The 25,771-nt window shown below is 33.5% G+C and carries 24 protein-coding genes and 3 tRNA genes; 13 read left to right on the top strand and 14 right to left on the bottom strand.

Annotated features, from left to right (window positions below):
- Nucleotides 1-119 precede the first annotated feature (119 nt).
- Nucleotides 120-1,268: a methionine aminotransferase gene (locus tag PGH12_RS04550; protein ID WP_267599312.1), complete on the bottom strand. Its 1,149-nt coding sequence runs from the start codon at nucleotides 1,266-1,268 to the stop codon at nucleotides 120-122.
- Nucleotides 1,269-1,453: 185 nt separating this feature from the next.
- On the opposite strand from PGH12_RS04550, the gene PGH12_RS04545 reads away from it, so the two are divergent.
- From PGH12_RS04545 to PGH12_RS04530, 4 genes are all read left to right on the top strand, one after another.
- Complete coding sequence (locus tag PGH12_RS04545; protein ID WP_267599311.1) at nucleotides 1,454-3,340, top strand: DNA topoisomerase IV subunit B; 1,887 nt, start codon at nucleotides 1,454-1,456, stop codon at nucleotides 3,338-3,340.
- Between the two features lie 81 nt (nucleotides 3,341-3,421).
- On the top strand, nucleotides 3,422-3,835 hold the full coding sequence (locus PGH12_RS04540) for a hypothetical protein (RefSeq protein ID WP_267599310.1): 414 nt from the start codon (nucleotides 3,422-3,424) through the stop codon (nucleotides 3,833-3,835).
- A gap of 9 nt (nucleotides 3,836-3,844) precedes the next feature.
- Nucleotides 3,845-6,427, top strand: coding sequence for a DNA gyrase/topoisomerase IV subunit A (locus PGH12_RS04535; protein ID WP_420710317.1), 2,583 nt, complete (start codon nucleotides 3,845-3,847; stop codon nucleotides 6,425-6,427).
- A gap of 10 nt (nucleotides 6,428-6,437) precedes the next feature.
- Nucleotides 6,438-7,091: a rhomboid family intramembrane serine protease gene (locus tag PGH12_RS04530; protein ID WP_267599309.1), complete on the top strand. Its 654-nt coding sequence runs from the start codon at nucleotides 6,438-6,440 to the stop codon at nucleotides 7,089-7,091.
- Nucleotides 7,092-7,131: 40 nt separating this feature from the next.
- On the opposite strand, the gene prmC is transcribed toward PGH12_RS04530, so the two are convergent.
- The 4 genes from prmC to PGH12_RS04510 are packed head-to-tail and all read right to left on the bottom strand — an operon-like array spanning nucleotide 7,132 to nucleotide 10,070.
- Nucleotides 7,132-7,983: a peptide chain release factor N(5)-glutamine methyltransferase gene (gene prmC, locus PGH12_RS04525; RefSeq protein ID WP_267599308.1), complete on the bottom strand. Its 852-nt coding sequence runs from the start codon at nucleotides 7,981-7,983 to the stop codon at nucleotides 7,132-7,134.
- A complete protein-coding gene (gene yaaA, locus PGH12_RS04520) occupies nucleotides 7,984-8,742 on the bottom strand; it encodes a peroxide stress protein YaaA (RefSeq protein ID WP_267599307.1) in 759 nt (252 codons plus the stop codon).
- 3 nt (nucleotides 8,743-8,745) lie between these two features.
- A complete protein-coding gene (locus tag PGH12_RS04515) occupies nucleotides 8,746-9,450 on the bottom strand; it encodes a CPBP family intramembrane glutamic endopeptidase (protein ID WP_267599306.1) in 705 nt (234 codons plus the stop codon).
- An 8-nt stretch (nucleotides 9,451-9,458) separates the two neighbouring features.
- Nucleotides 9,459-10,070 carry an L-threonylcarbamoyladenylate synthase gene (locus PGH12_RS04510; RefSeq protein WP_267599305.1) on the bottom strand — a complete coding sequence of 204 codons (612 nt, stop codon included), beginning with the start codon at nucleotides 10,068-10,070 and terminating at the stop codon, nucleotides 9,459-9,461.
- 99 nt (nucleotides 10,071-10,169) lie between these two features.
- Between PGH12_RS04510 and PGH12_RS04505 the strand changes: the two genes are divergently transcribed.
- The 4 genes from PGH12_RS04505 to PGH12_RS04490 all read left to right on the top strand — a co-directional run bounded on the left by PGH12_RS04505 (nucleotide 10,170) and on the right by PGH12_RS04490 (nucleotide 11,097).
- Nucleotides 10,170-10,242: transfer RNA gene (locus PGH12_RS04505), tRNA-Met, on the top strand.
- Between the two features lie 39 nt (nucleotides 10,243-10,281).
- A tRNA-Met gene (locus PGH12_RS04500) sits at nucleotides 10,282-10,354 on the top strand.
- A gap of 39 nt (nucleotides 10,355-10,393) precedes the next feature.
- A tRNA-Met gene (locus PGH12_RS04495) sits at nucleotides 10,394-10,469 on the top strand.
- A 229-nt stretch (nucleotides 10,470-10,698) separates the two neighbouring features.
- Complete coding sequence (locus PGH12_RS04490) at nucleotides 10,699-11,097, top strand: nuclear transport factor 2 family protein (protein ID WP_267599304.1); 399 nt, start codon at nucleotides 10,699-10,701, stop codon at nucleotides 11,095-11,097.
- A 45-nt stretch (nucleotides 11,098-11,142) separates the two neighbouring features.
- Here the strand turns inward: PGH12_RS04490 and PGH12_RS04485 are convergent, their stop codons facing one another.
- Nucleotides 11,143-11,712, bottom strand: a complete 570-nt coding sequence (locus PGH12_RS04485) for a hypothetical protein (RefSeq protein ID WP_267599303.1) — start codon at nucleotides 11,710-11,712, stop codon at nucleotides 11,143-11,145.
- A 327-nt stretch (nucleotides 11,713-12,039) separates the two neighbouring features.
- On the opposite strand from PGH12_RS04485, the gene PGH12_RS04480 reads away from it, so the two are divergent.
- From PGH12_RS04480 to PGH12_RS04460, 5 genes are read left to right on the top strand one after another with little or no spacing between them, the layout of a single operon-like run.
- Complete coding sequence (locus PGH12_RS04480) at nucleotides 12,040-12,405, top strand: BlaI/MecI/CopY family transcriptional regulator (protein WP_267599302.1); 366 nt, start codon at nucleotides 12,040-12,042, stop codon at nucleotides 12,403-12,405.
- Nucleotide 12,406: 1 nt separating this feature from the next.
- Nucleotides 12,407-14,356 (top strand): M56 family metallopeptidase, encoded by a 1,950-nt coding sequence (locus PGH12_RS04475; RefSeq protein ID WP_267599301.1) that lies wholly within the window; start codon nucleotides 12,407-12,409, stop codon nucleotides 14,354-14,356.
- 45 nt (nucleotides 14,357-14,401) lie between these two features.
- Nucleotides 14,402-16,291, top strand: a complete 1,890-nt coding sequence (locus tag PGH12_RS04470; RefSeq protein ID WP_267599300.1) for a M56 family metallopeptidase — start codon at nucleotides 14,402-14,404, stop codon at nucleotides 16,289-16,291.
- A 7-nt stretch (nucleotides 16,292-16,298) separates the two neighbouring features.
- Nucleotides 16,299-17,123 (top strand): GLPGLI family protein, encoded by an 825-nt coding sequence (locus tag PGH12_RS04465; RefSeq protein ID WP_267599299.1) that lies wholly within the window; start codon nucleotides 16,299-16,301, stop codon nucleotides 17,121-17,123.
- Between the two features lie 4 nt (nucleotides 17,124-17,127).
- Entirely contained in the window at nucleotides 17,128-18,027 is a 900-nt protein-coding gene (locus PGH12_RS04460) for a GLPGLI family protein (protein ID WP_267599298.1), read from the top strand.
- Between the two features lie 56 nt (nucleotides 18,028-18,083).
- Here PGH12_RS04460 and PGH12_RS04455 read toward each other — a convergent pair whose 3' ends face one another.
- From PGH12_RS04455 to tatC, 8 genes are all read right to left on the bottom strand, one after another.
- Entirely contained in the window at nucleotides 18,084-19,940 is a 1,857-nt protein-coding gene (locus PGH12_RS04455; RefSeq protein WP_267599297.1) for a M61 family metallopeptidase, read from the bottom strand.
- 88 nt (nucleotides 19,941-20,028) lie between these two features.
- Nucleotides 20,029-20,715, bottom strand: coding sequence for a hypothetical protein (locus PGH12_RS04450; RefSeq protein ID WP_267599296.1), 687 nt, complete (start codon nucleotides 20,713-20,715; stop codon nucleotides 20,029-20,031).
- 16 nt (nucleotides 20,716-20,731) lie between these two features.
- Entirely contained in the window at nucleotides 20,732-22,363 is a 1,632-nt protein-coding gene (locus PGH12_RS04445) for a M1 family metallopeptidase (protein WP_267599295.1), read from the bottom strand.
- Nucleotides 22,364-22,418: 55 nt separating this feature from the next.
- The gene (locus PGH12_RS04440) at nucleotides 22,419-22,817 is read right to left on the bottom strand and encodes a hypothetical protein (protein ID WP_267599294.1); all 399 of its coding nucleotides are present in this window, start codon (nucleotides 22,815-22,817) and stop codon (nucleotides 22,419-22,421) included.
- Nucleotides 22,818-22,828: 11 nt separating this feature from the next.
- Nucleotides 22,829-23,581, bottom strand: coding sequence for a class I SAM-dependent methyltransferase (locus tag PGH12_RS04435; RefSeq protein WP_267599293.1), 753 nt, complete (start codon nucleotides 23,579-23,581; stop codon nucleotides 22,829-22,831).
- Nucleotides 23,572-24,309, bottom strand: a complete 738-nt coding sequence (locus PGH12_RS04430; RefSeq protein WP_267599292.1) for a DUF2071 domain-containing protein — start codon at nucleotides 24,307-24,309, stop codon at nucleotides 23,572-23,574. The genes PGH12_RS04435 and PGH12_RS04430 overlap by 10 nt, the downstream gene beginning before the upstream one ends.
- Nucleotides 24,309-24,680, bottom strand: coding sequence for a DoxX-like family protein (locus PGH12_RS04425; RefSeq protein WP_267599291.1), 372 nt, complete (start codon nucleotides 24,678-24,680; stop codon nucleotides 24,309-24,311). Before PGH12_RS04425 ends, PGH12_RS04430 begins: the two co-directional genes overlap by 1 nt.
- A 148-nt stretch (nucleotides 24,681-24,828) precedes the next feature.
- The gene (tatC, locus tag PGH12_RS04420; protein WP_267599290.1) at nucleotides 24,829-25,653 is read right to left on the bottom strand and encodes a twin-arginine translocase subunit TatC; all 825 of its coding nucleotides are present in this window, start codon (nucleotides 25,651-25,653) and stop codon (nucleotides 24,829-24,831) included.
- Nucleotides 25,654-25,771: the final 118 nt, after the last annotated feature.

Genomic DNA, 25,771 nt, shown 5'->3' with positions numbered 1-25,771 from the left:
AAAGGCGCTTTCATTCATTTGAAAGCGCTTTTTTTATTTTTTAAACATCTGTAGTATGTAATTTGCCATCTTCAGTATAAGTCAAAAATACTTCTGTGATTTTTAATAATTCTCAACTATTATATTTTTGAAAGATTCTCAATCGCTTTTTCCAAAGTTTCCTTTTTTTTGGCAAAACAGAGTCTGATCACGTTTTCATTCAGCTTATTTTTATAAAAAGAAGAAAATGGAACGGTCGCAACTTTATGATTAATGGTAAGTTCTTTAGCAAAATCAAAATCACTTTTATCCGAAATTTTATCATATTTTAAGGCTTGAAAATATGTTCCTTCGCAATCCAGTAATTCAAATGAAGTATTTGCTAAACCTTGTCTTAAAAAATCTCTTTTTTCCTGAAAAAATTCATCCAATTTAAGATAATGTTCCTCATTTTTCATGTACTCAGCCAAAGCAAGCTGAATTGGTGTGTTAACAGAGAAAACATTAAACTGGTGAATTTTACGAAACTCGTCTGTCAAAGCTTTCGGAGCCGCGCAATATCCTATCTTCCATCCGGTAACGTGAAAAAGTTTTCCGAAAGATGCAACTAAAAGACTTCTGTCTTTAAGTTCCGGATATCGACAGATGCTTAAGTGCTCCTTTCCGTCGAAAACAATGTTTTCATAAACTTCATCACTTAAAATCAATATAGACGTGTCTTTTACGATTTTAGTTAATTCCTGAATGTCATTCTCTTCCAAAATTTTTCCTGAAGGATTGTTGGGATTATTCAGGATAATCATTTTTGTTTTTTCTGAAACTAAATTTTTGACAGCATTCCAATCGATCTTATAATCAGGAGCTTTCATTTCGAATCGTTTTACAATACCACCGAAAAGTTCCACAGTTGGCTCGTAGCAGTCGTACGCAGGTTCGAAAATAATCACTTCATCATCAATTTTAATAAAAGTGGCAATTGTGGTAAAAATAGCCTGAGTTCCACCCGCAGTAATTGTAATTTCAGCATCCGGATGATAAATCGCTTGATGAGATTTTTCTATTTTTCTTGCGATTTCTTCTTTCAGCCCTATCATTCCGCCCATCGGAGCGTATTGGTTAAATCCTTTCTGAATAAAATGATTTACATGATCAAGCAATTTGGAGTCCGGCAAGAAGTCAGGAAACCCTTGTGATAAATTAATAGCTTCGTTTTCATTTGCCAGTTGGGTCATCTGACTGAAAATTGTGGTTCCCACGTTAGAAAGTTTAGAAAAAGGAAGTTGTATCATGAACGTAATTTTTTACTTCATTCGAATGTACAGTATTTTTTGAAATTTAAAAATAGATCATCAAAGGAATTTTATTGAGAGATCAAAAACATATGATTTACTAAGAAAATATCATAAAAAATGAGTCGAAATATTCGGATATTTTTGCGCGATTTCGTATTTTTGTATGTTTGCTGAAATAATTTATGTCACAAGAAATAAACCCTGTATATTCCGAAGATAACATCAGAACCCTCGATTGGCAGGAGCATATCCGTCTGCGCCCCGGAATGTATATCGGGAAGTTGGGCGATGGCTCGTCTGCGGACGATGGTATTTATATTTTACTTAAAGAGATTCTCGATAACTCGATTGATGAGTTTAGGATGAAGTCTGGCAAGAGGATAGAAATAAAAGTGGATGACGGAAAAGTGACGATCCGTGATTTTGGTCGTGGAATTCCGTTAGGAAAAGTCGTAGATGCCGTTTCAAAAATGAATACCGGTGGTAAATACGACAGCAAAGCTTTTAAGAAATCAGTTGGTTTGAATGGCGTCGGCACCAAAGCGGTGAATGCGCTTTCAGACTATTTCAGAGTTCGCTCTTTCCGTGAAGGGAAGATGAAAATGGCGGAATTTTCGAGAGGGATGATCACCGAAGATCATGCAGAAAAAGACACTTCAGACAGAAATGGAACGGAGATTTCTTTTGTGCCGGATGCAGATATTTTCCTTCATTTTAAATTCAGAAAAGAATATATTGAGAGAATGCTCCGTAATTATTCTTACCTGAATCCCGGTTTGAAAATTCTTTTTAACGGTGAAACTTTTTATTCTGAAAACGGTCTTAAAGATTTGTTGGAAGAAGAGTTGGAGAGTGATGTACTGTATCCGATCGTTCATTTGAGAGACAATGATATAGAATTGGCAGTCACGCATACAGACAAATCGCAGACGGAAACGTATTTTTCTTTCGTTAACGGACAAAATACAACGCAGGGCGGAACTCATTTGAATGCCTTTCGTGAAGCTTATGTGAAAACAATTCGTGAATTCTTTAATAAGAATTTTGATGCTTCCGACATTCGAAAATCTATTGTTGCCGCAATTTCTATCAACGTTGAAGAACCTGTTTTTGAATCTCAGACAAAAACAAAATTAGGCTCTAATGACATCGGTCCGAATGGTCCGACGGTAAGAATTTTCATTATCGATTTCTTAAAAAGTAAATTAGATAATTTTTTACATAAAAATCCGGAGATTGCAGAAGCGATTCAGAGAAAAATTTTGATCTCAGAAAGAGAAAGAAAAGAACTTTCAGGTATTCAGAAGTTAGCAAGAGAAAGAGCGAAAAAAGTTTCGCTTCATAATAAAAAACTACGTGACTGCAGACAGCATTACAACGATCAGAAGGCAGAGAGAAAAGCTGAAACCCAGATTTTCATTACAGAAGGAGATTCTGCATCGGGATCGATCACCAAGTCAAGAGATGTAGAAACGCAGGCTGTATTTTCTTTGAAAGGTAAACCGCTGAACTGTTATGGTTTAACAAAAAAGGTGGTGTACGAAAATGAAGAATTCAACCTGTTGCAGGCAGCTTTGAATATTGAAGAGAGTCTTGAAGATTTAAGATATAATCAAGTCATTATCGCTACCGACGCAGATGTCGACGGTATGCACATCAGACTTTTGATGATCACATTTTTTCTTCAGTTTTTTCCGGATGTAATCAAAAACGGACATTTATATATCCTTCAGACTCCATTATTTAGAGTTAGAAACAAAAAGGAAACAAGATATTGTTATTCTGAGCTTGAAAGAGTAAAAGCTTTAAATGAATTAGGTAAAAACCCGGAAATTACCCGATTTAAAGGGTTAGGGGAAATCTCGCCAGATGAGTTTAAAAATTTCATCGGAAAAGACATTCGTTTAGAACCTGTCGTTCTCGGTAAAGACCAGACGATTGAGCAGTTGCTGGAATTTTACATGGGAAAAAATACTCCGGACAGACAGGTTTTTATCCTTGAAAATCTGGTAGTGGAAGATTCAAATATAAGTGACAAAGAGATTGTCACAGAAGCAGAAGAGCTTTAAAGAAAATTTAGTTAATTTTTTATGAGATTAAGTAACCGTAAGAAAACTCCTGTCTATAGTTTCTTCAATACACTTATACTAATGTCACTGTGTATAGGAGTTGTAGGTTTTATATTAGAAAAATATAAGTTTAATATTCTTGGGGGATTTAGCTATCTTTTGATTATTTTGCCTCTCATATTATTAATTACTTTCTATGTCAACGGACGCCAGATTTTCGAGTACGACAGTGACGGTGAGGCTCTCCACATCAAAAACAGGAATATTATCCCGTTTCTCAGCAAGCCGCTGAGCGATGAATTTCCCAAGTATAAATTAATAAAATTTGAGACCATAACTATGCTTTTTATCAAGAGATTGTACGTGACGATCTCCAGCAAAAACAACGGATCTACGACTTTAAAATATGAAATCTCATACCTTACAAAAAAAGAAATCAACGACCTCAAATTTTCGCTCAATAAAGTAATCAAAGCAAACAAAGAAAGAAGATAGTAAGAAGTAATGATAGAAGAAAACTCTCACGAAGGCGAAAGCTTAAAAAAAGTTTCAGGACTGTATAAAGACTGGTTTCTGGATTATGCATCTTATGTAATTTTAGATAGAGCAATACCGTCAGTTTACGATGGCTTCAAACCGGTTCAGCGTAGAATTATGCATTCTATGCGTGAGCTGGAAGACGGCAGATATAATAAAGTTGCCAATATCGTTGGAAATACAATGAAATATCACCCTCACGGTGACGCATCGATTACCGACGCAATGGTGGGAATCGGGCAGAGAGAATTGCTGATTGATACGCAGGGAAACTGGGGAAATATTTATACAGGAGATTCTGCTGCGGCAGCGAGATATATTGAAGCAAGACTCACGCCTTTTGCTTTGGAAGTGGTTTTTAACCCGAAAACAACCGTCTGGTCAAAATCTTACGATGGAAGAAATAATGAACCAGTAGATTTGCCCGTTAAATTTCCTTTGCTTTTGGCACAAGGAGTTGAGGGAATTGGTGTTGGACTTTCCACAAAAATTCTTCCTCATAATTTTAATGAATTAATCAGTGCTTCTGTAGCCTATTTAAAAGGAAAAAAGTTCGAGCTTTTTCCAGATTTTCTGACGGCAGGTTTTCTGGATGTTTCAGAATACAATGACGGTCACAGAGGCGGAAAAGTAAGAGCAAGAGCCAAGATTTCTCAGGTAGACAAGCATACTTTGATGATTTCTGAGCTTCCTTTTTCAAAAAATACCGGCGATCTGATCGATTCTATCATCAAAGCCAATGAAAAAGGTAAAATTAAAATAAAGAAAATTGAAGATAATACCTCAGATAAGGTTGAGATTCTGATTTATCTCCACAACGAAGTTTCGCCAGACAAAACAATTGATGCTTTGTATGCATTCACAGACTGTCAGGTGACGATTTCGCCTAATGCCTGTGTGATTGTTGGTGATAAACCAATGTTCTTAAATGTTTCTGAGATCTTACGAATGAACACCGATCATACGGTCTCATTGTTGAAAAAAGAATTGGAGATTGAGTTGAATGAATTGCAGGAAAGCTGGCATTTTTCTTCTTTAGAGAGAATTTTTATCGAAAACAGAATTTATCACGATATAGAAGAAGTAAAAAGCTGGGAAGATGTTTTGAAGACAATCGCAATTGGTCTAAAACCTCACACAGCACATCTTTTACGAGAAGTTACAGAAGAAGATATTCTTAGGCTTACGGAGATTAGAATTAAGAGAATTTCAAGGTTTGATCTAGATAAATTTAAAGAAAATATATTATCGCTCGAAGGTAAAATTGAGCAGGTAAGGCATCATTTAGCAAATCTGATTACGTACGCAATTGACTATTATTTAAATATTCAGAAAAAATACGGAAAAGGGCGAGAACGCAAAACTAAACTGAGAATTTTTGATACCATCGATGCATCAAAAGTTGCGGTTGCGAATGAAAAATTCTACGCCAATTTTGAGGAAGGTTTTATTGGAACTTCGCTTAAAAAAGATCAGTTTTTATTTGACTGTTCAGATATTGACGACATCATTACCTTCAGAAAAGACGGTAGCATGAAAGTCGTAAAAGTGGAAGCCAAAACCTTCATCGGAAAAGATATTCTTCACGTTGCTATCTGGAAAAAAAACGACAAAAGAACGGTCTATAATATGATTTACCGAGAAGGAATGCAGGGGCCGTATTATATGAAGCGTTTTTCGGTAACGGGAGTGACTAGAAATACAGATTATCGGTTAGCTTCAGACGCGCGGGGTTCTGAAACTCTTTATTTCTCGGCAAATCCGAATGGTGAGGCAGAGACCGTGACAGTACTTTTAAAGCCAAATCCGAGAATCCGAAAAAATAAAATGGATATTGATTTTTCAGAAATAGGAATCAAAGGCCGGGATTCTAAAGGAAATCTGGTAACCAAATATTCAGTGAAAAAAGTAGATTTAAAAGAAGAAGGAGTTTCTACTTTGGCGCCGAGAAAAATCTGGTTTGATGATACGGTGAGACGTCTCAATGCAGATGTGCGCGGAACTTTGCTGGGGAGTTTCAAAGGTGATGATAAGATACTAACTGTCAATTCTCATGGTGAAGCAAAATTGATCAGTTTTGACCTTGGAAACCGCTTTGATGATGAATATATTATTCTGGAAAAGTGGAGGCCACAGCAACCGATTACCTGTATTTATTATGACGGCGAAAAAGATATTTATTTTATTAAGAGATTTTTGCTGGAGAATACTACCAATCCGCAGACTTTTATGCCGTCAGAACATCCGAAATCTTTTATAGAAAGAATTTTGGTTTCAAATGGTGCAACTGCAGAAATTATTTTTGCAAAAGATAAAGGAAAAGAACGTGATCCTGAAGTGATTAATATTGATGAATTTATTGCCGTGAAAGGAATAAAAGCAATAGGAAATCAGTTTACAAAATTTAAAGTTAAGACGATTAATGTCACTATTCCCGAACCGGAGGAAGAAGAAGAGCCTGAAGTCGATGATGAGCCATTTTCCCCTTCTGCAGATGAAGATGGTGGCACGATTGGTGATTTGTTTGATGCCGGGAATACTGAAGACTAAAAATTAAAATATGAGTATATTAATATTAATCATAGCAATAACCGCAATTATCAGCTTTATAGCTTTTAACAACCAGAGTATTTTTGAACAGTATAAATTCAATGTAGGCGCAATTCTGAACAAAAAGGAATATATAAGATTGCTTTCTGCAGGGGTTTTACATGCAGATATGATGCACCTGTTGTTTAATATGATGACTTTATATTTCTTCGGACCGGTTATTTTGGAGGGATTTGGTGCGGCAGGATTTATTATTATATATATAGGTTCCATACTTTTAGGCAACATCTTCTCTCTGTTTATTTATCAAAAACAACCGTGGTACTCGGCAATCGGAGCAAGTGGTGGTGTTTCTGGGGTGCTATTCGCGGCAATTGCGATGGCTCCTAAGATGAGTCTATATATGTTTTTTATCCCAATTCCAATTCCTGGTTTTGTTTTTGGACTTTTATATTTTGGATACTCAGTCTATATGATGCTAAATCCTAAACAATGGGATAATTTAGGACACGCTGCACACTTAGGTGGAGCGTTTTTCGGATTGGTTTATGCAATTGCTACTCAGCCTGAAGCGGCCATAGAAAATTCTATGTTTATAGGAATTATGGCATTGCCACTTCTCTATTTATCGTACGAAATATTTATAAAGAAAAAAATCGGTTAGAAATAACCGATTTTTTTGAAGATTTTTTTAATAGAACAATTTACTTAATGGCAAAAATAAAACGGTCATTTTCGGATAAATCTTTTATCAATTCAGCTTTCGAAAAAGTGTTTTCATACAATTCTAAAGTTTCCTGACCCAATTTCTGATTAATTTCCAAAAACAATAGTCCGTTTTTGTTTAAATATTTTTCGGCATCTTTGGCGATCTTTCTATAAAAAATTAATGCATCTGAAGTTGGTGAAAATAATGCCATATTAGGCTCAAATCCTTTTACAGAATCTTTGATTTCTACTTCTTCTTCAATCCCGATGTATGGTGGGTTTGAAATGATAATATCATAGTTTTCGGTCAGATCTAAATTCAGATAATCTGAATGAATGAATTTGACGTCAAGCTGATGAAATTCGGCATTTCTTTTTGCAACTTCCAATGCTTTTTCTGAAAAATCAATGGATGAAATTTCAGAATTTGGAAAGTATTTCTTTAAAACTAAAGGAATTACGCCGCTTCCGGTACCAATGTCTAAAATCTTTAAACCTTTAGAATTTAAATCTGAATTTTGAATTTTACTAATTGCAATTTCCAGCAATTCTTCAGTTTCCGGACGTGGAATCAATACATTTTCATTCACAAAAAAAGTCATTCCGTAGAACTCGGTTTCACCTAAAATATGTTGATATGGCTTTCCTGTTTTTAATTCTGAAATTATTTCTTGAAATTTACTTTCGTCTTCATCTGATAAATCATTTTCAGACATCATTCTAAGTTGAATCTGATTTAAATCTAACAACTTTTCAGCAAAAATTGAATATAAAAAGTCGGTTTCAGAATCTGTATACAAATCTGAAAGTTCTTTTTTAAAATGTCTTTTAAATTCTGAAATTGTCATTTATCTTGTAAAAACCAATTTAATATCTGTCGATTTTTCTTCATCAATTCTGTAGCCTTCATAGTTGAAAGCTTTTACGTCATTCAATGTCTTAGCCTGTGTTTCAGCACAAAATCTTACCACCAAACCTCTCGCATGTTTTGTATAAACAACGATGGTTTTCAGGCTTCCTTCACGCAATTCGTAAAATTCAAAATCAATGATTTTATGATTAAGTTTCTTCCGATCTATTACTTTAAAGTATTCGTTGCTTGCGAGATTGAGAAGGAGTTCATTTTTTTTCATCTCAGAATTGAGATGTTCTGTCACTTTTTCCGTCCAGAAAGAATATAAATTTTTGTACTCATCAAACTCAAATGGTCTTCCCATTTCCAGTCGGTAAAGCATCACTTTATCGGATGGTTTCAGCAAACCGTATAATCCCGAAAGTATTCTGTAATTTTTCTGTAAATAATCGACTGCTTTTTTATCTAAAGTTTTAGCATCCAGACCTCTGTAGACTTCTCCGGTAAATGCATACATTGCAGGAGCAGAATCTGTTGCTGTGGGTTTTGGTTTCCATTTCTGATTTCTGTCCCAGTTTTCATCTGCGAGTTTTGAGGAAATTTCCATCAGCTCGGAAAGATATTTTGGAGATTTAGGTTTTAAAAATGAATGGATAAATTCTGAATCATCAATGAATTTCGGAGTGGTACTTCTTAACAGATCTGTCGAGAATTCCGTATTCATTAATTTTGCAGGTGACGTAATGATTTTCATAATTTAAAAGGCAGATAATTGTTTAAGATCAATCGTATTCATCAGCATTACAGAAATAAAATCAAACATGAAATGACAGATAATTAAAATTTTAATGTTGGAATATTTTTTATAAAATAATGAAAAAACGATTCCTATGAAGAATGGTACAACAACCTGACCGATTGTTCCGTAAGTACTGTGTAAGATCCCAAACAGTAATGAAGAGACAATAATTCCCAAAGATGGACTGTTATAAATTTTTTCAATTCTTGGCTGAATGTAAGCGCGCATTAATAATTCTTCGGTAACTCCCGCAGTAAGACACGTGAAAATAATCAGAAAGTAATTGTTTTTAAAAATCGAACTGAGCTGCACCAGCTTGTCACTTATTTTTTCATGAGTGATGAGCATGATGATTCCATTAAGAACAGTGCCCCCGACCACGCATATTAGGTAAAGAGCAAATACTGCTGCAAAATAAAATCCTAAAGAATATTTTTTGTCTGCCCAAACGAAGAATGACCTGTTCTCAAAAGATAAATTGTAGACAACGATAAGTATCAATACAAACCAGATCGAAAGTCTGTTATAAAAGAAAAGATCAGCAGTAATGGTTTTAAAATGAAAAAAATAATTGATCAAAGGAATCGAATAAAGCATTGAAAAGGCAAGTAATACAAACGTAAGTAGAATGCCAATAGAATATTTCCCGTTAAGACTCATCATAAACTCTTCTAAATTTCCCCTTTTCCCTGTCTGATTATTTCCGGCTCACCAGATGTAAGATCAACTATAGTAGAAGCTACGTTGTCTCCATAACCGGAATCTATCACGATATCTACCAGATGATCGTATTTCTCAGCAATCAATTCAGGATCTGTAGAATATTCGATAATTTCATCGTCATCTTTGATGGATGTTGACGCAATAGGATGACCCAGCTTTTCTACGATCAATTGAGGAATAGAATGATCCGGAACACGAATCCCGATAGTTTTATGATTTTTATAAGCTAACGGTAAACTTTTGTTAGCTTCAAGAATAAACGTAAACGGACCAGGAAGATGACTCTTTAAAAATCTGAAAACAGAAGTGTCTACCGGTCTAGTAAAATCCGAAAGATGACTGAGATCGTTACAGATGATAGAAAATTTAGCTTTATCTAACTTCAGTTTTTTGATCTGCGCCAGTTTTTCCATGGCTTTAATATCAAAAATATTACAGCCCAATGCGTAAACGGTATCAGAAGGATAAATAATCAACCCGCCATTATTTAAGGTTTTAATGACCTCATTGATAAGGTTTTCCTGCGGATTGTCGGGATATATTCTTAAAATTTTTGCCATAAACAAAGGTACAAATATTTAAATTATTTTCGGGAACTGCTTTATTTGCAGGAAAAACTTGCATTTTTAAAATTAATTCGTATATTTGCAATCCAATATCGCGGGATAGAGCAGTAGGTAGCTCGTCGGGCTCATAACCCGGAGGTCATCGGTTCGAGTCCGGTTCCCGCTACTAAGATCAGTGCTGTCGGTAAGCACTCTAAAAATACACCGCGGGATGGAGCAGTAGGTAGCTCGTCGGGCTCATAACCCGAAGGTCATCGGTTCGAGTCCGGTTCCCGCTACTAAGATCAGTGCTTTCGGTAAGCACTCTAAAAATTCACCGCGGGATGGAGCAGTAGGTAGCTCGTCGGGCTCATAACCCGAAGGTCATCGGTTCGAGTCCGGTTCCCGCTACCAACAGGAGAATTACGAAAGTAGTTCTCCTTTTTTTGTGCTTTTATTTTTGAATTCATTATTGGAATGAAATGTGCTACCAAAGTTCACAAGAATATGCAAATCTTATTAGTCTATAAAAAGAGAAATTAAATTAAGATAATGAAATTTATTGTCTTTTCTACTTATGCGGTTAAAAGGAAAGAGTTTGAAATTCGAATCGAAAGAATTAAATATTATTACACATATAAAAATGGAAAATTTACGAGAAAATAATTTAGAAAAGATAAGATCTTTTATGAACAAATGGTTTGAGCATTTTGATCAATTAGATGATAATAGCTTTTTCACTCAATATTTATCTGAAGATGTGAAGATGAAATTTCCTGGAAATGATCTTTTTATGGGTCATGCAGCTTTCTCAAATTGGTTTACCGAATCGAAAAATAATATGTTGTCAAACACCAAACATCATATTAGTGATGTAAAAATTACGAAAGAAGGTAAAGATTGGTTTGCAGTTAATTTTAAGGTGCGTTACGTGGCAGAAATGAAAGATCAGAAGATAGATATGGACGTTACAGAAGACTGGAAGCTATTTTGGGACAACACTAAAGATCAGCCTTTGATATCAGAATATATTGTAAGTTAATTATAAGAAAAAAATATCCCGCTTCATGAAGCGGGATATTTTTTTTTAGTTTGCCAAAGTATCAAAGTTCTGAAGTTTCATATCTTCTGACTTCAGATGATCGAAGTAGCTAGATTTGCTGTTTCCTTTCATTTTCTTTACCGCTCCTGCTGCACCTTGAAAATCTTTATCAATTTTCGTAGCGAGCTCTGTTGGTTTAAAATCAAGTTTGATACTGTCATCAGATACACCAAGATAACCGTTCTTTTTAGTAATGTAATTGATGTAGTTTTCGTAGATTCCCAAAGTATTTCTGAAGAATTGTGTATGATAGTTCATACACTTTGTCGCTTTTTTTGATTTTCCCAAAATACAGCTTGCCATATTTCCTTTGTATAGCTCGAATTCCTGAGAAACTTTGTTGTATTCATTTTTTAAGGCTGCTTTTCCGTTTGTTAAAACTGTTGCATCACCTTGCTTTTCACTGATCTTTTTTAAATGTTCCACTACAACCGGAACTGTGGCTTCTATTTTTGATTTTGCTTCGGTCACAGAACCGAAAACTGAAGAAACCTGCGCTGATGTAAGGCTAAAAATAAACAATAATAAAACAGTAAGTAGATTATATCTTTTCATGAGAAATTTTTAAAGCACTAAAATAAATATATTTTCTCAGTTTAAGCAAGTAGATTTTAATTTTATTTAATAAATATTAACAAGTTTTAAGAATTTACAATTTAAACATGATTTTTAGTAACAATCGATTACACATAAAAGTTAGTTTGTTAGTAATTCAATATATTTGGGTTAAAAATATCTTTCTGATTATCAGTTACATATATCTAATTTGCGTTTATCACTAAAAAAATAGTTGTCGGGATGAATTTTATTTCTACATTTGTATAACTAATTTGATAGTGATATTTGATAAATGCTACCAATTAGAATCTTAAAAATGATTTTATGAAAATTCAGAACTTAACAAAAGCGGAGGAGCAGATCATGCAGTATTTATGGAAAATCGAAAAAGGTTTTCTAAAAGATGTTCTGGATCTTTTCCCGGAGCCGAAACCTCATACCAATACCGTTTCTACGATTCTGAAAGTTTTAAAGGATAAAGAATTTGTAGATTATAACGTTTACGGAAGGCAGCACGAATATTTTCCTCTTGTTTCTAAAGAGCAATATTCTGGTAAGACCATGAAAAGTCTGGTGAAAAATTATTTCAAAGGATCATACAAAAGTGCCGTTTCATTTTTAGTTGAAAAAAACGAAATGACTGTTGAAGATCTTGAAATGCTTTTAAATGAACTAAAAAACAAGGATTAACATGGAAACACTGATTTTATATTTTGGAAAAGTAATCATCTGTTCGGGTGTAATGTTTTTGTATTATCAGTTGTCTTTGAAAGACAAGACGTTTCATCATTATAACAGATTTTATCTTTTGTCGGCCATGTTGATCTCGATTTTACTGCCGCTGGTGAAAGTAGAAGATTTTACAATTGAGGTGAGCAACGATCTTTATGTGCTTCTTAATAAGTTGCAAAATTTTAATTCAAATAACTCTACAGACCATGATAACATTTATTTTAGAATTATTTTTTCAGCTCTGGGATTGGTGTCTCTCTATTTTTTAGGGAAATTACTTTATGGCATTCTAAAAATTGCTCAGTTTAAAAATCAGTTTCAGAAAGAAACTTTTGAAGGCGTCAATTTCTACCAGACTAACCTTTCAGAAGCTCCGTTTTCATATTTTAAAAATCTGTTTTGGAAGAATACAATCGTCATCAATTCGGACATCGGAAAGCAGATTTTGAAGCACGAAATGGTTCACATCGAACAGAAACACTCTTACGATAAGATTTTAATGGAGATTATTACCTCGATTTTCTGGTTCAATCCGTTTTTTCATATCATCAAAAAAGAAATAAGCTTAATTCACGAATATCTGGCTGATAAAAAAGCCGTCAAAAAATCGGACACCAAAGCATTTGCGCAGATGCTATTAGCGAGCCACTTTTCCGGAAAAGAGTTGCCAGCGACCAGTCCGTTTCTAAGTTCAAACCTTAAAAAAAGACTTAAAATGTTACAAAAACCACAAACCAAATTCGGTTATGCGCGTAGAATTTTTGCATTACCGGTGTTATTTACAGTTGCTTTCGCTTACATGGTGAACGCGAAAAACAAAGAAATTGCAGAAACCAATATTGAAATAGAAAAAGCAGTTTCTGAGATTAAAAAAGATACCATTTCTCCTAAAAGTAGTATCGATCAGATCGTAGAGAGACAGGAAGTTAATATTTCTAAAGCTAACGAACAATTAAAGATTCAGTCTGAAAAGCTGAAAACGTTAAGCGAAAAATCAAAAGAAAAAGCTGCTGAACTAAAGAAAATTGCTAAAGAAAAAGGCGATAAAAGCTATGAATTTGAGTTGAAGGCTAAAGAATTAAAACAGCTTTCCGGTGAGATGGATAAGATCGTTTATAGAAATCTTAATGAAAAGGATAGTGAAATTATTTTTAATGATTTAGAATTTAGAACAACCTCACCCGAAGGTAAAAACTACACTCTGAGACTGAATGAGAATAGAAATGCAACAGTTGATATGACCAATCATGAAGGTGAAGGATACAGGAATTTAAAGAAAGAACTTGATAACAGATTAACTGAGGTATTGCAGGGTGAAAAAGTTTATGCTGATAATAATTTCAAAAGACCGCCAACTCCTATAACACCCCCCATTACTCGTGGATATACAGGCGTTTCAACTTACAGGGAAATAAAGTATTCGCATTTATCTCAAAAGGATCAGAGACGACTAGAGAAATTATCAAAGGAAAAAGCTGAACTGTCAAAAAAACAAGCTGAGATTTCGAGAAAGCAAGCAGAAATTGTGAGAGCAAAAGCCCAAAATAATCCTTGGATGATATCGGTTGATGCACATGCTGCTCCAAAAGCTGACTATACCGTTATTTCAAAATATGTGGATTCTGAGAATACCGTCAATAATAAAATTGTAAAAACTCAAAATTCGAGGGTAATCACCGATGGTACCGAAAATTCTAATTCCGGGGTAAATAAGTTTTATATAAATGGTAAAGATGCTTTCGAAGAAGACATGAAAGTAACCATTGATGGAAAAGTTGTTTCACGTGAAGATTTAGCTGCATTTGATGCAAAGAATATTAAAGATATGAATGTTGTTAAAAGCAAGGTTAACGGTAAAGCAAAGGGAGAAATAATTATAAATACAAAGAAAGAAAATTCAAAACAATAATTGTGTAAGACTTGTCATTTAAAATAAATTCAAAAACTGATCATCATGGAAGCTCTGTTTTTATATTTCTTACAAGTAGTAATCGGTTCCGGTGTCATGTTTTTGTACTATCAGATTGCCCTGAAAGACAAAACATTCCATCATTACAACAGATTTTATCTTCTTTCAATAATGGCTATTTCCTTTATTTTGCCTTTGTTAAAAGTTGAATATTTCACGATAGAATTTAGCGATAAAGTATTTATTTTAATCAATAAATTTCAAACTTTCACGGATTACAAAAACACAAATGACGGAATTAATTATCTTAAATTTTTCAACTATGGGATTTTAGGAATCACAATTTTTTTACTATTAAAATTCTTCTTTGGAATCTTTAAAATTCATAAATTCAAAGCTCAATTTAAAAGAGAAAAGATTGAGGGAATCAATTTTTACCAGACCAATCTTTCAGAAGCGCCTTTTTCTTATTTTAAAAATCTGTTTTGGAAAAATACGATAGCGATCAATTCGGACATCGGAAAACAGATTTTGAAACATGAAATGGTTCATATTGAGCAGAAACATTCTTATGACAAAGTTTTCATCGAAATCGTGAATGCTGTTTTTTGGTTCAATCCGTTTTTTCATTTACTTAAAAAAGAAATTTATTTAATTCACGAATATTTAGCAGATAAAAAAGCGGTACGACATTCGGATACCAAAGCGTTTGCGCAGATGCTTTTGGCCAGTCATTTTCCGGGAAATCAAGTTTCGATTACCAGTCCGTTTCTTAGTTCAAACATAAAAAAAAGACTTAAAATGATTCAAAAACCACATACAAAGTTCGGGTATTTGCGTAGAATTTTAGCATTACCGGTTTTATTTACTGTTGCCTTTGCGTACATGGTAAATGCGAAAAACAAGGAAATAGAAAAAGTGAACACAGATGCTGAAAAAATTATAAAAACATTGGAGGCTGAAAGTTTCAATAATAACACTAAAGTAATTGTTGAAAAATCTGTAACGGGTAAAAAACTCGCATCAAGAGATACTATTACACCAATCAGTTCAGAAACTTCAACTGCTGCTGCCATTTCAAATATAAAGATTGCAAAAATCAACGGAGATCCTTTGGAGAAATTTTTAAGTGATGCGGAAGAAGTTGATATTTTTTTGGTAGAAGGGAAGAAGGTAAGTAAATCTGAATATCAAGATTTTCTTAAAAAAAATAGAGAAACTCCCAATTATATTTTCAGTCATTCTTCGCCTAAAAATGAACGTATAAAAGTGATGATTTACAGTGCGGCAAGAAACAATGATAAGTTCTCCAGTTCTGTAAGAAACAAGCTAATGAAGGAAAATAATGTGGGCAACGATATGTTTTTGTTTATGACAAGAATGGTTTCTTCTGATGAAGAAAGCGAGAACCTGCGACAATCAGTTTTGGAAGCGGCAAAAGCTAGAAAGTCTGCACAGGAAGCCGCTGACGTGATGGAAAAAGAAAGCATAAATTTTAAAAAAGGAAGAGATTATGATAAAAATCCACTTACTCAAGCTGAAATATCGAAACTAAGAGAAGATTCAGAAAGGCTACGTATTAAATCAGAAAAAGAGTTTGAAGGCAGAAAAGAAGATATAATCGTTTTCAAGTTTGATGAAATTGGTTCTTATTTAAAAAACAAAGACCAATCGTTGTCAAAAGTTGATAAAAGTAAAGCACCAGTAAAATCTAGTGTAATGATGATGTCTATAACTGATGGAAGATTTTTTATTGATGGAAAAGAATTTACAAAAGAAGAGCTTAAAAAATATATGAAGAGTTTTGAAGATGAAGTTTCATATAAAGATATTAAAGTAGCAAAAGCTCCTTTCAAATCTGTAAAAATGTACAGAACGCCGTACGGTGATAAAGGTTTTTCAAAACTTGATAAAGTAGAATTTTCCACAAAATAAAAACAGTATGAAATACATTATCATTTTCAGCTTATCATTTATCACTACATTTTTCAGCGCACAGAATAAGCGTTTTACTTACGAGTATCAATTTATTCCTGATTCTACCAATATTGCAGATGTAAAATCTGAGATGATGATTCTGGATACTTCGCCGTCACAGTCGAAATTTTACAGTTATACCGTTTATCATTCAGATTCAATCATGAGAGTTGATCTTGAAAAACAGCTGGCCACAACCGGAATGATGAACGTAAGATCTGACATGCGAAAAGGCCTGGTAAGATATTCTATATCAAAAGATTATCCTGATTACAAAGTTTTTTTGCATAATCAAATTCTTGGCGACCAGTACAAAGTTTCTGATGACCGAAAAATTAATTGGAAGATAAAATCTAAAAAACAGAAAATCGGGGAGTGGAACACACAGAAAGCCGAAACAGAATTTGGCGGAAGAAAATGGATTGCTTGGTTTGCTTCTGAAATCCCCATTCAGGATGGTCCGTATAAATTCCATGGTCTTCCCGGGCTTATTGTGAAAATCGAAGATGTTACAAAATCTCATGTTTTCAATTTGCAGGCTGTAAAAACGATCGCTAATATTCCATCAGATATTTTTGGTGAAAAACAAATTAACGTTAATCAGAAGCAATATGAAAAATTGTTGAAAGACTTTGAGAACGACCCAACGAAAGGCCGTAGACAAATGCAGATGGGTGGCGTAACGATGATCATGAAAGACGGTACGGCAAATCAAATGAAAGAGCAGGAAGAACGCATAAAAGCAGGATTTAAAAAAGATAATAACAGAATAGAATTAATTAAAATATAGCATAATGAAAAAGATTTTAAGTCTAAGCTTCTTACTTTCTGCGATATTAATATTCTCGCAAAGCAATCGTTTCTTTTACGAATATAAATTTATTTCAGATTCTACAGATAAAGCAGATATTAAAAAGGAAATAATGCTTTTAGATATCGATAAAAACGGATCAAATTATTACAGTCAGGATAAATTTGTATCAGATTCTACATCAAAAGCAGATCTTGAAAAACAGTTGAAACTAAGTCCGAATAACATCAATATCAATAGAAGAGAAAAGCCGGGACAGATCTCTTATAAAGTAAGAAAGCAATATCCGGACTTTAAAACATATCTTTTTACAAGAATTTCCAGCGACAGTTATAAAATTGAAGAAGATCAAAAACCAGAATGGAAAATTCTTCAGAATAAGCAGAAAATAGGAGCATACAATACTCAGAAAGCTACAACAAATTTTGGCGGAAGAGAATGGACTGCTTGGTTTTCTACTGATCTGCCATTTCAGGACGGGCCTTATAAATTCTACGGACTTCCGGGTTTAATTGTGAAAATTGAAGATAAAACAGGGTCGCATTCGATGACTTTGGTGGGAAATAAAATGATTGCAATAGCTGCTGAAAAAGAAACGGAACTTCCGCAAGGAGTACAAATCTACGGAATGGGTGGAAAAGATATTGAAATCAATAAAAACCAATTTAAAAAAGCCTGGAAATCTTATGTAAATGATCCGACGAAAAATATGCGTGAAATGATGATGAAGAATACCGAAACAAACAGAGTGGTTTTCAAAACAACATCAGCAAACGGAAAAGAAATTTCAGATCCGAATCAGGTTTTCAGAGAAATGGAGAAGAAGGCGAAAGAAGGATTTAAAAAGAATAATAATCCCATAGAACCGGATTTATATAAATAAGATTTAAGAAATTTATAATAAAAAAAGCGGAGAAATTTTCTCCGCTTTTTTTTGCTTTATTTTTTACCGGTTAACCATTGGTCTTGAAGTTTCTTTTCAGCCGGTGTCGGATTTGCTTTAAACTGTAATGTTTCCATCGTCATTTTGTCTAAAACAGCTTTTCCTTTAAGCTCTATCTTATCAGATTTATCACCATTTTTTCTGAGAATCGTTACGGTAACATTTTGTCCGTCTTTGATCGTTTTAGAATAATTAATAAATTCCTGAATATTTTGAATATTAATTGTTTTTCCGTCCAAAGCCACAATTTCGTCAGTGATTTTGAATCCGATACTTTTTGCAAACGGAGATAAAGCAGAATGCTCGTCAAACACAAATGTGTTGTTTTTATCGTTATAACCTGTTTGGTTCGGGTCTTTTACAAACCAAAAAATTGGTGGAGTTTCCTGTTTGTTGATTTCTACACCTACTTGTGCCAAATATTCTGCGTAAGGTGTCGGTTGACTTCCTGCAATATATTTATTATAAAAATCTTTTACTTGAGGATAACCTGTTACGGTTACCAATTCGTCAATCAGTTTATCATCTTTGAAAGGTTTGTTTTCACCAAATCTCTGTGATAATTTTCTGATCATATCACGATAACCCATTTCACCATTCGACAATTTTCTCAATTCAATGTCAAGACACATCGTCAAAAGTGTTCCCTTTTCATAAACATTTCTGTACTGATCTTTGTATTCATCAAGCAAAACATTTTTACTCATTACCGTAAAAGGCATTGTATCGTTGTAGCTTTTTGAATTTTTAATTTTGTCACTTATTCTTTGAAGAAACTGATCTTTGGTGATCAAACCTTCCTGAATCTGAAATAAATTAGCAAAATATTCAGTTCCACCTTCATACATCCAAAGATGCTGAGACATTTTAGGATCTGCATAATCAAAATAATGAATTTCTTCCGAATGCGTTTTCAAAGGATTCACTGTATGGAAAAACTCGTGAGAAACCACGTCTACAATGGCTTCATCGATCGCTTCTTTAGGCATCATTTCGTGCAAAACTACGCTTGTAGATTCGTGATGCTCCAATGCACCAAAACCTTTTATTTGAGGACCTTCTGTTCCTGCAAGATAAAGCATGATCGCATATTTTTTGTTGGTATTCATGTCTCCCAAAAATTTCTTTTGAGCTAAAACCATTTTTTCAAGGTTTTCTTTAAAATCTGCTGCTTTATATTTTCCTGTCGGTGAATAAACGCCTAAAACCAAGTCCATTCCACCAGCATTAAATGTGATGAAATCAGGTTTTGAATACATCAATGGAGAATCTGTAAGTTTAGCATAATTTGCCAAAATAAAAGTATCAGTAGCTTCAGATTTGTCCTGATCAACCAATGCTGTTGTGCCGTAGAAATCAGCCGGTTTCTGAATAATCAACTGATACGGGACATCCTGCATATTATCAATGTACCCAACAAATCCGTGAGTATTGACCATATAAATTTTACCTTGCTCAATATCGGTTCCTGATGGTGAAAATACCGCTTTATGCTTTGTAGCGTCACCTTCTTCATCAAAACTGTCATTTACAAAATAAGTAACTTTATTTAAAGCCTGTGCATTTTTAAGCGTATAAGTATTGTCTCCAACTTTTGTGAAAGCCAATTCTTTTCCTTTATTATCTAAAAACTTGATTCCTTCGATGAACCGTCCGTAATCATCCACAGAATAAGTTCCGGGAACGGTTTTTGGGAAGTGAAATTTCACATCTCCCGATTTCATTTTCGGAAATTCCATCGTTACGGCAACTTTATCGTCTTTTACGTTGACAAGGTCGATATTTGTTTTGATCGACTGCGCGTTAACGAAAGCTGCTGCAAGAATTCCTAAGCTAAATGCTGTTTTTTTCATTAGATTTAATTATAGATAAGTAGTTGACGGAAAATTGGTTTTGTTACAGATGAATCTGAATTCAAGCAATTTTAATTTTAGAAAATCACTATTTCATCTTCCTTGCATTTCTTTTTAATCTTCTTGTTTCCTTTTTTGTATAAATAGTACAAATTGAATATGATGTGCCATAGTATTTATAGCATGGAAATTTATTTTCTGAAATAAATTCTTTAAAAAGATTACTAATATTTACAATTTTTTCTATATTGTTTTTTAAATTCACTAATAATTTTCCTTCAGGATTATCTTGAATCTCTGGAGTCCAATAGGATTTAAATTGATATTTTTTATTTATTAATAATTCGATCTCATACAAGTGTCCATCAAAACCAGTTTTCCATTTTTTTATGTTTTCTTCAGTAGGTAGTTGATCTAATTTATAATCAGCTATGATTTTTAAAATTTCATTTATCTGATTTTCACTTAATGAAATTTCTTTTCTTAAAAACTCTAATTTATTATCAGAATTTTGAATAACAAAAATTATTTTACCACTTATGAAGTTTTTTGATTTTTCGAGTTGTATGCAGTTAGATGTATTCCAAAATCTAATGATATTTTCTGAATTAGAATTCTCAATATTATTTAAAGAAAAAAAATCAAGTTTATCTTGAAATAATTTATAAGTGATTTTATTATATTGATTTTCAAAAATATTTACAGTCTTTAGTTCTTGACCGGCTGAAATGTTAAAGGATAAAATTGAGAATATTAAAAAACATTTATACATCATTTTTTAGTTTAAATTATCACGATACTTTCTTATATCTCAAATAGTAATTCTTATTAAACTCAACTGGCTGGCTGTTTTTAAGTGTAATTTTTTGCCAATTTTCAGTAGGAGAAATCATCTGATCGCCAAATCTCACGGGAAGATTCAGATTTTTTACCACGTTGGTAAAACGATATTTCAGTTCAGTTCCATTTTGAGAATATTCTAAAACAGGAACTTTTGTTGTTCTTAAATATTGATTAAAAATACTCGAAAAATCAATTCCGGACTTCTGAGAAATGTACTTTTCAATTTGTTCGGTCGTTACCGTTTGATGATAAAAATCTTTATTCAGGCCTCTTAAAATCTGTCTGAATTTCTCGTCGTTATTCAAAATCTGTCGCATTGTGTGAAGCATGCTAGCACCTTTCGGATACATATCGCCGCTTCCTTCATTTCTTACGCCATACTTTCCGATGATCGGAATATCATTCGCAATATTATTCTGAATTCCCTGAGCATAAATGTTAGCGGATTTTTTATCCATGTAATTTTCAGTAAAAAGTACTTCAGAATACATTGTAAAACTCTCATGAATCCACATATCTGCCTGGTCTTTTGCAGTAATATTATTGGCAAACCATTCATGACCACTTTCGTGAACGATGATATAATCCCAATTTAAACCAACACCGGTTCCCGAAAGATCATTTCCCAGATATCCGTTTTGGTAACCATTTCCATAAGCCACATTGCTTTGATGTTCCATTCCTAAATAGGGTGAATCTACCAGTTTGTAAGAGTCTTCATAGAAAGGATAGGGCCCGAACCAATATTCGAAGGCTTTCAACATAGGTTTTACCTGCTGAAACTGTTTTTTTGCTTTATCTAAATTATAATCGAGTACCCAATAATCGAGATCAAGTTTACCTTTTTCGCCGTCGTAAGAATCTTTAAAATTTACATATTTACCGATGTTCGGAATAATAGAGTAGGCGTTAATAGGATTTTTAACTTCCCAGGTAAAAATGTTTTTTCCGTTTTCGGTTTTTTTGTCTGTCAGTCTTCCGTTACCGATTCCCACAAGATCTGACGGAGTGATGATTTTCATAACGATTCCGTTCTCTGGCTCGTCGCTCCAGATGTCCTTTGTAGGAAGCCAGATGGAAGCGCCGATACCTTCATCGGCAACACTCATCCAGGGATTTCCCTTTTCATCTTTAGTAAAAACCCAGCCGCCGTCCCACGGAGCTCTTTTGGCAATTACAGGATTGCCAGAGTACGTTACGTCAATGGTATATTTTTCTCCTTTTTTGAATTTTTTATTGGCTGTGACGAAAATGAAGTCGCCATCTCTTTTAAAATCATTTTTAGTCGGGAAACTGCATTCAATTTTATCCGCTTTCATCGGCATTTGAAGATCGATTTGAAAGACAGGATTTGTGACGTCTTTTATGATTTCAAAACTGATTTTATTGTTTCCTTTAATGCTTTTCTGAGAAAAATTGGGTTCTACAGATAATTCATACTTTTTAACATCCCAAAAATTTCGGAATTCTGTGTCAGAACCTTTTAAAGTGTCTTGGTTTGTGAAAGTTTTATTTTGCTCAAAAAACTGACCGAAAGTCAATCCTGAAATTAATAAAACAGATAGTGAAATCTTTTTCATACAATGTGAAATTTGATGATTTCAAAAATATAAATTAAATTCTAATAATCTTAATTTAATAGTCAATATATGCGATCCAGAATACAAAACTAATGTAGAACCAAAGAAGAGAAAAAGTAATATGAACGGTAGTTTCAAACAATTTGCCTTTCCACAGTTTTGCTGAATAACCGAAAAACTGAATGATCAGTCTGAATGTCCAGAAAATTGCCAATCCGAAGATTATCTTTTTACCAAGATTGGTTTCAAGCAATTCATTTGAAGATGTGATAAGAAGCAGACCCATCAAAAGAACCGTGAAAGCTATAAAAATGGTGTGAACTTTCATAATCTGACGATTAATAAGGCTTAAAGATTTAAATTCGTTTTCCCAATCAAAATATTTAGGAAAAATAATATGAATCAAAGCTAAAATAATGAAGAGAATTACAATGATAACGAAATGAATATGCATTGTGAAAAATTTTAAGGTGTGCAGATAAAAATAGACATGAATGGTGTAAACTTAACTTCTTCAAATGTTGTAAAACCCGAATTTTTGAAAGCATTTCTCCAGATTCTTTTCGAAAAGAAATGAGTAAATCCCACAGAAAAAGCTAAAAAATTCGGAAAATCTCGGAGATGTTCCACCATAATTACCTTTCCATTTGGTTTGCAAACGCGGTAACATTCTTTTAAAAACTGAATTTTTTCATCGTTTGATCTGATCTCGTGAACCGCCGACAAAAGAAATATGAGATCACCAGAATGATCATCGCTTACTATTAAATTTGATTTCATTTGTTGCGTGTCTGGATAAACCATACTCACTTTTCTCGCTCTGATAATAGCCGGTTCAGTGTGTCTTTCCGCATCATAAAAATCAAAAACCTTCAGATCGGCGTTAGGAAAATTCTTTTTAATGATAAAACTGGTTTCGTCAAAACCTGCATTGATATTAAGGATTTGCTTAACCTCTGAATCATTAATTGCGCAATTTTTCAACCATTTAAAATCATAATATCCTGAGAAATCGTAAACATATGCCGAAACGATTAAAGGCATAATTAAACCGTACAAAAATGAAATAATGATGATCCAAAACAAAAAATCTGACCAGTGAAAGATTTGGTGACTGATGATCATTAAAGCTAAAATCCCGATTCCAAAAAAATAAAAATGTCGGTTGAAGCTTAAAATATTCAGCACACCCTGAAATTTTCTTCTGTTTATTTCCATGATTCTATTTTTCCTTTTTTCCAATGATATGGAATATTTTTAATGATAAATGCGTTTGCCAAAATGGGGTTTTTCAGGTTTAATTGGTCCAAAAAATCAAAATGATAATCCAAAACTTTTACAGGTTCGGGAACCCAGTTTTGTCTTACACCTTCGATAATCAAAACTTCCTTTGCTTTTTTATTAAAGGTAAAAGTAAAAGGTAAAGGTCCGGCAAATCTTCTCGCTTCTTTCCATGTTGCAAAAGGGGAATTTTCCGGAAGCGAAATAATTTCTTCGTTGTTACTTAGCCTTACATTAAATTTTGAATGAATTGAATAAATTTCTTTTACATTTTCATGTTCCGATTGCTGAATATCGGTTGTCGTATAATTGTAATGGGTAAAAATATTTCCTAAGAATTCCATCTTCTTTTTGTCGGTTTCAGATTTTAAAATGTACAAACCTCGTAATCTTTTTCCTGCGTTGTTGGTATATTTCACAAAAACACGATAGCCAATCAGGAAGAAATCATTTCCCATAAGTTTTGGAAAACCTTTCGGTCGAAGATCTTTTGTCTGAACCATTGCTACAGCAACGAAAGCCCATTGATCTTGAAAAGTATCCAGTTCGAGACATTCTGGAATGAGATTCTGTAATTCTTCTTTCGGAACTGCAAACGTGAAAACCAGTGAACTTTCAAAAAAAGCTTCTACAGGAAACGGATGATTCTTTAAAAAATTAATCATTATTGTTTTTGTGTTTTTAGTTTTAATTTAAATTCATTAAAATAAATCAAAATAATGAATATGAAAGCAAACAACGAATTATAATGTCCCCAAAGAAGTAGATCTGGAACCAAAATGAATTCGAGAGTGTTCATAATTGCAATCACGAATATTTGTACTACTGCATTGAGTTTAGATTTAAATCCAGATATGATCCAGAAAAACATAATTATTTCTGAAACCCCAATAAGAACTGTTGCTATTCTTGAATAATCTTCACCTAAAATTCTCGAAACGATTTCCTGATGACGAGGAACCAGATTTAGAACTTTACAAAATAGACCGTTGATAAGCCATACCGTTGCAATAAAATAGGTTAAAAAATTCTTCATTATAATTGTATTTATTTCTAAACAAATGTAGACAAATATTTTTGAACTTTCAGTAATTATTGAAAGTTAAATTAAAAAAAATAGTTTATCAGGGTTTAATCCGATAAACTATTGGTTTATTTACATATAAATTTTTCTCTTGTTAAATTTATCTTACAGCAGGAAGTTTTGCTTCTCTTTTCTGTACTTTTCTGTAGGTATATCCGCACATTAAAATACTGAATTCGTATAAAAATAGCAGTGGCAATGCTGCCATCATCATACTCAAAACATCAGCCGGAGTGATTATTGCAGCGACAACCATTATTAAAACGATTGCGTGTCTTCTGTATTTTTTCATAAAAGCAGGATTCAGAATACCGATACTGGTAAGAAAATAGATCAATACAGGAAAAAGAAAAACGACACCCATTCCTATAACGACCTGTAAAAATAAAGTAGTATAATCGCTCAAATCGTAAAGCGGAATTATAATATCGGAAATTTTAAAAATCACCCCAAAATTTACTGCGAAGGGTAAGATCAGATAATATCCGCACAAAACGCCGCACATAAAGAGAACCCAAACAGAATTGATGATGAATATTGAATTTTTTCTCTCGTTGGGATGTAAAGCCGGACTTATAAATCGCCATAGTTCCCAAACGATGTATGGAAAACCTATCACCAGACCGCCGAAAATAGAAACGGCCATCATTACATTAAACTGCTGATAAAGTCTTTGTACACGCACCGGAAATTCTTTGGGAAGCTCAATACTATCTTCACCCAAAACCATTCTCGAAAAATGATTGACGATTTTAAAAGTTGGAAAATCATTTCTGGTTGGTCCGAAGAAAACATGATCCATAATCCAGTTGATGTTGAATCCAACAACTACAGCTGCAACAATAATAGCAATAATAGAACGGATAAGATGACCTCTCAGTTCTCCAATATGCCCAAAAAAGGACATGTCTTTACCTTCACTCACAGAATTTTTTTTAATGTTGTCAAATTTAGGAAAAAAAGCGGGAGTTCAATTACGGAAACAGGAAGTTATGGCTCGAATGTTTAAAATTAACGTTTATAAAGATTGTTTATCCAATCAG

The sequence above is a fragment of the Chryseobacterium sp. CY350 genome, assembly GCF_027945075.1.
GTDB lineage: Bacteria > Bacteroidota > Bacteroidia > Flavobacteriales > Weeksellaceae > Chryseobacterium.
Note: the sequence above shows the minus strand (reverse complement) of the source record. Positions and strands in the feature narration are given on the sequence as shown.